Annotated in this window: 1 protein-coding gene and 1 pseudogene; both read right to left on the bottom strand. The window is 66.5% G+C overall.

Annotated elements, in window-relative coordinates; all coding sequences use genetic code 11:
• A partial coding sequence (locus MOV75_RS39470) for an MFS transporter (protein ID WP_247008245.1) occupies positions 1-485 on the bottom strand: 485 nt, incomplete at its 3' end.
• 115 nt (positions 486-600) lie between these two features.
• Positions 601-1,024 (bottom strand): annotated as a pseudogene (locus tag MOV75_RS39465) (acetyl-CoA C-acetyltransferase); the annotation flags it as partial.

Below are 1,024 nucleotides of genomic sequence, written 5' to 3'. Positions count from 1 at the left end.
AGGAACACGAGCTGGCCGGTGGCGACACTCGCGGTCAGGATGCCGATAACGAGCCCGCGCCGCGCGGCGAACCAGCGCGTCGCGATGGTGGCGCCCAGCACCATCGCAGTCATGCCGGTGCCGATGCCGATCACGACGCCCCACAGCGCCACGAGTTGCCAGACCTGCGTCATGCCGAGCGAGAGCACCAGCGCGGAAACGACGACCAACTGCGCGGCCAGGGTGACGTTGCGCAGGCCATAGCGGTTGAGCAGGGCGGCCGCGAACGGCGCCATCAGCCCGAACAGGATGAAACGGATCGACAGCGCGGAGGAGATCTCCGCCGTGCTCCAGCCGAACTCCTTCTGCAGCGGAACGATGAACACGCCGGGCGCGCCGACCGTGCCGGCGCTGATCAGCGCAGCGAGGAAGGTCACCCCGACCATCACCCAGCCGTAATGGATGTTGCGGCGGGCCAATGCCGCCGCGAGCCAGTTCGAGATCATTGAGCCTCAATGGTGGTTGGCGAGCCCCGAAGAGACCCGCATGACAGTTGCAATCTCGCACAAAAAAGGGAAGTCTAAAATGTCGGACTTCCCTCTATTTCGGCCATGGCACGGGTTAGTGCGCGACCCGCTCCACCGCGATTGCCGTGGCTTCGCCGCCGCCGATGCAGAGCGACGCAACACCGCGCTTCAGGTTGTTCGCCTCCAGCGCATGCAGCAGCGTCACGATCAACCGCGCGCCGGTGGCCCCGATGGGATGTCCGAGCGCGCAGGCGCCGCCGTTGATGTTGAGCTTGTCGCGGGGAATGCCGAGGTCGCGCTGTGCCGCCATCGCCACCACGGCAAACGCCTCGTTGATCTCGAACAGGTCGACGTCACCCGCGCTCCAGCCGACCTTGTCGAGCAGCTTGCGGATCGCCGGGATCGGTGCCGTGGTGAACCATTGCGGCTCCTGGCTGTGGGTGGCGTGGCCCTTGATCTCGGCGATGACAGGCAGGCCATTGCGGTCGGCCAGCGAGCGCTTGGTCAGCACCAGCGCG

The organism is Bradyrhizobium sp. PRIMUS42 (assembly GCF_023006515.1).
In the GTDB taxonomy this organism is placed as follows: Bacteria; Pseudomonadota; Alphaproteobacteria; order Rhizobiales; family Xanthobacteraceae; genus Bradyrhizobium.
The sequence above is the reverse complement of the archived record's forward strand: the minus strand, read 5'-3'. Positions and strand labels throughout refer to the sequence as shown.